The organism is bacterium, from assembly GCA_009926305.1.
In the GTDB taxonomy this organism is placed as follows: Bacteria; Bdellovibrionota_C; UBA2361; order UBA2361; family RFPC01; genus RFPC01.
Window position 1 is genome coordinate 1 of record RFPC01000129.1, and the last position, 4230, is coordinate 4230.

The window sequence follows — 4230 nt, forward strand, 5'->3', positions numbered from 1 at the left end:
GCCAGAAGCCAGTTATTTTGATCCCCTAGCTTTAATTATTTTTTCCGCTTCCGTTGTAATTTTTGGTGTTATTAATAAGGGGAAAAACGGCAATATCAACTTTTTGAAAGTCGCTTATAACACCTTGGTAATGAGTATCGTTTGGAGTTCTGCAGGACTGCTTGGCGCCATAGCCCGTTACGCTGATCCAACACAAATCGGGCCATTTCTAGGTTTTGCAGTTTTATTATCGACTTATGCAACTTCGTTATGTATTTTGGTAGAGTTTTTTTATGCGATGACCCAAAGAGAAAGAGATGTCAATTTGAACTTCGGCTGGCAAGAGTTTTTACTTGTTGGATCAGTATCGATAGTCGTGCCAATTACACTTATCTTGGGAACAGTACAAAGATAGCGCACGTAATCTGTGAATTTATCGCAATAATTACGCATTTATTGAGAATTAGCGACAGAGAAGTTTTCGTGCATGCTGATTGAGTAAATAGGCACGAAAATGTCGAGGCGCCTACAAAGAGGACGGCCTCATAAAGTCGGATTAGCAATCGCAAGAAGGTATGCGGTCTACGATCGAACTTTTGGTTTCTGTGAGACGGGCTTGCAGAAACAGATCGAGCCGATAAGGGCGGAACACCTCGCAAGCTGTTGCCGACTGGATCCGCTTTTACAACCACCGTCGGCCCCATCAAGCCCTCACCATGCAAGCCCCTGCTATGGCGCATGCTTTAATAGCCTAACCCGTGCAGAAACAGATGGGTCGTTATAGGTCTGCGCTGCAAAAACGATGGTAAGAAGGCAGCAATAATACAGTTACTGAGTGAAAAACTTTTTCACACGCGCCCCAAAAAAAACCGAAATTGAATCCAATTTTCGATCGTCCTGTAGTGGAATAAAAATAATTCTTTTTGAAACTCTACCTAGTTAGTCACCGGGTTTTTTCTGAAGAATAAAAATTTTTAAGCGGCATTCCACACTATTTATGGAGAAGAAAAGATGAGATCAATTGCAAAGTTTTTAGGTATCGCACTGATTTGCACGTCCGTTTCGAGTCATGCTGCCGTGAAGAATCTGCAAGAAGTAGATTTCTTTCAGGCCGAGATGGAAGTTGATTCGGTTCATACCTCAGATGCTGGTAATACCTTCCAAGCCTCATTCTCTGGGAAGGCGGGGTCTTATGGTCGCGTTTACTTGTCGTATGACGCAACAACTTGCAGATATGGGAGAGTTCACGGGTTTTGCTTGGGCACAGAATGGCGAAACGGTCGTTACCGCCACCCTCCAAGGTTCTTGGGTCAAGGTCGGGACGATCTTTAAACTCTATTCAATCGATTCAGTGTCAAATGGCAAACTCAATTTAGCCGTAGGGGAAATTGATTTTGTTGCAAAGACTCTTCGGTTTGATGTCTCTGAACTAAAACACTAAAGAAAATCTATTTCTTCACGAGATGTCGGGAGGCTATGGACGGCCTCCTGCTTCAGGGAGGACTGTAGACCGTTCCGTGACTAATTTCTTGGGGGGACGTCGCTACCACTCTTGCCATACCGGTAGGGACACTTGTTAGTTAAGCAGAGTCATCCCGATGACCGGAACACCGTTTTCTAACTCTGGCCATACGAGTAACGCTCGGACACCATCGCTGGCGATTCGAGGAAACCCGGTCGCGCGACCGCGTGGCTGAGGCTCAGCCATTGGCGGCGCAAGAACTATCGCCCCCCGAGCGTCTATTACGGCGAGGTCGACCGAAGGACGATCTTTTGCGCGGCTCACCCAAGTGACTAAAAAGCCATCCTTCCATTGGATCGCATCGACACGGCCCGAGGGCAGCTTCGGTAAATCCAATGTATCGGCATCGATTTGGTCAATTGAAGCAGAGAACTCATCAATCAGCTTGTATCGAAGCACCATGGAGTCATTGATCATAGTAGGCCAGAAAATAAGTCCGCGCTTTCCATTGATGGCTATCGAAGGACCATTGACGGGGCACCCCTCGATGCGCCAACCATCATCGTGGACAGGCGCAGGGCGGCCCCAATTTGCAGAAAGCCTTTGGCTAATTGAAATATCCCGAATTTCCTCGTCACTCCGGTCTCGATAGACGAGTACCGTCGTGTTTCCAACCCTTGCCAGATCAGTCTGGCAGCAGCTGCAGGTTCGATCGTCAATGAGTGCTTCCTCAAGGACTTTATTACCTCGAGCGAGTATTGCTGATCGTAAAGTCATTGGTGCGGATTCATGGTCATGTGAGTCATGAGACCCAGGAGTGGCCGCCGCTAATCGTCCATCTAACCACGCGATCAAAACCCGATCGCCCCCGTCCGGGACGAGAGAGACGAACCCGTGTTGGGTCTTTGTGCCATCGTGATGCGGCGAGATGGGCTGTGACCAGGTTCGACCACGATCCATGGATCGGACGACCTTGATGTCGTAGCCCTCTAGAGCCTCTGGGTCGTGGCGCTCCAGCCAAAATGCAACCCAATCCCCATTGTCGAGAACGTTTATCCCTGGCGTATCGGCCCAGTTCACGAACCGGGCATCGCCTTCAGAAATCACGCCCGTTGAAGTTTGCTGTCCTTCGAAGTTGATCGCTACCCAATGCAGAGCCGATCGGGTGCCATCGGATTGCTGGGCGGTGACAATGAATCCATGGCCCTTCTCTATCGCCACCGAAGGCTGAGCACCACGAAGAGGTTCCGGCAACAAAATCTTAGAAAACTCGGGCATCGGGGCTGAAAAAGCGGGGGGTCCCCACAACAGCCCAATCCATAGCGCCAATAAGTGTCTTTTCATAGTTTCGACTCCTAACCTTAAGACTCTATCACTCTTGACTGAACCGTCGACAGCAAGCAGCCTTGCTCGTATGGGGTCACAGACGTTTAGGAACACTGGGGTGATTGGATCGTACCTGCTCGCGCTTGCTAGCCTTATCTCGACACATGGGTTTCGCATGTTTTCTCTCGCCGAGGTACTGGCTGTCGCAGCGTTTCTAACAGGCATCGCGTCATGGAAACTGGCGCGCGAAGGTAACAGGTGGATCGTGGCCGGTGCCCTGCTGGGCTTGGCAGGCCCCGTGTTGAAAGGGCTTTTACTTCTGCTCGGAATCGGGGTGGACGAGCATGATATGACCACGCATGAGACTACTACCGCACATCCGTTGCTCGTTCACATTCATCATGTGTTCTTCAATCTTGGGTTTGTCTGCTACCTCGTTTCTGCGGTGCAGACCACCGTCATTTCTCTTCTAGGAAGACTTAGAAATCGGGGGGATTTGACATGAAATCAACGCCCCTCAAAACATCACGGGTGTGCAAGGAGTGTGGAAGCGGCCTGAGATCGTAAGTGTTTGATTTCTGATGGATTCGAACTTTTCTCAGGGGATTGCTTCACCAGTGAAGTAAAAAGCCCAAATCAATGAAAACCTAACTCATTGATTTGTAAAACTGGGCCCGCTTGGATTCGAACCAAGGACCAAGGGATTATGAGAAGTCTTAACCAAATAAAATAGCTATTTTTCTGCAGATTTTTGCGCCGCTGCGCCCGGTGTGCAAGAAAGTGTGCAAGCGTGCTGACGTGCTCCTTGTACAAAAGTGCACGATTTTCTGCGCTGTAAGGGAGCTGCCAAAGCCTCTTACAACTTTTGACCAGACCATCAGAGATCGCACCACTTAATTCCAGGTTTCGCGCGAACGTCGCCCCGACTCTCTTGCTGAGGCAATCGCCCATTAAGGCACTTGAACGCAAATGAATTCCAATCTGCAAACTTCCTCTGTGTCCAGAATGAGACCATCTCGTCTATTTCCGCTTTATCCGGACGAGTTTCAGCACTCTCTTTCACTGATCTTACTATAGCTATCAAGATAATCACGGGACAGATAAATGGGAAAAGCACGAGTTGGATTGGGTACACCATGCACTTTTCTAAAGTGCTCGTTGTTTGCGTCCTACCTAAGAACCATTGGGTCAGATAATTATCTATAACCGTAACTTCACTCGGCTCAACGCGCTGCCTATCTCTCCATGCTTTTAAATTGGACTTTCGCAAGACTTTGTCTGCGTATTTTCTGAACTTGACGAATGCTTTCTGCTGCTCAATAGCTATCTCGCGCTCTAGTAGCCTATCTGGCGACCGCCGAAAAGACACAACGTAGTACGCGCCTTTTTGCTCGTTGCATTCCCAGCATAAGGTTTGCAAATTCCAGCATAGAGCCCCGCGATCATAGTGATCCTTTTTTTAA

General features: G+C 48.6%; 5 protein-coding genes and 1 pseudogene. 4 read left to right on the forward strand and 2 right to left on the reverse strand.

Annotation, left to right across the window (positions count from 1 at the left end):
* The 3 genes and pseudogenes from EBR25_12570 to EBR25_12580 form a co-directional block, all read left to right on the forward strand.
* On the forward strand, window positions 1–394 hold a 394-nt coding region (locus tag EBR25_12570; GenBank protein ID NBW41819.1), incomplete at its 5' end, for a hypothetical protein.
* 241 nt (window positions 395–635) lie between these two features.
* A pseudogene (locus EBR25_12575) lies at window positions 636–734 on the forward strand (IS3 family transposase).
* A 458-nt stretch (window positions 735–1192) separates the two neighbouring features.
* Window positions 1193–1420, forward strand: a complete 228-nt coding sequence (locus tag EBR25_12580; GenBank protein ID NBW41820.1) for a hypothetical protein — start codon at window positions 1193–1195, stop codon at window positions 1418–1420.
* Window positions 1421–1555: 135 nt separating this feature from the next.
* On the opposite strand, the gene EBR25_12585 is transcribed toward EBR25_12580, so the two are convergent.
* On the reverse strand, window positions 1556–2944 hold the full coding sequence (locus EBR25_12585; protein ID NBW41821.1) for an exo-alpha-sialidase: 1389 nt from the start codon (window positions 2942–2944) through the stop codon (window positions 1556–1558).
* Between EBR25_12585 and EBR25_12590 the strand changes: the two genes are divergently transcribed.
* On the forward strand, window positions 2943–3272 hold the full coding sequence (locus EBR25_12590; protein ID NBW41822.1) for a hypothetical protein: 330 nt from the start codon (window positions 2943–2945) through the stop codon (window positions 3270–3272). The two genes, EBR25_12585 and EBR25_12590, sit on opposite strands and share 2 nt — an antisense overlap.
* Window positions 3273–3644: 372 nt before the next feature.
* Here EBR25_12590 and EBR25_12595 read toward each other — a convergent pair whose 3' ends face one another.
* Entirely contained in the window at window positions 3645–4187 is a 543-nt protein-coding gene (locus EBR25_12595; protein ID NBW41823.1) for a hypothetical protein, read from the reverse strand.
* Between the last annotated feature and the right edge of the window lie 43 nt (window positions 4188–4230).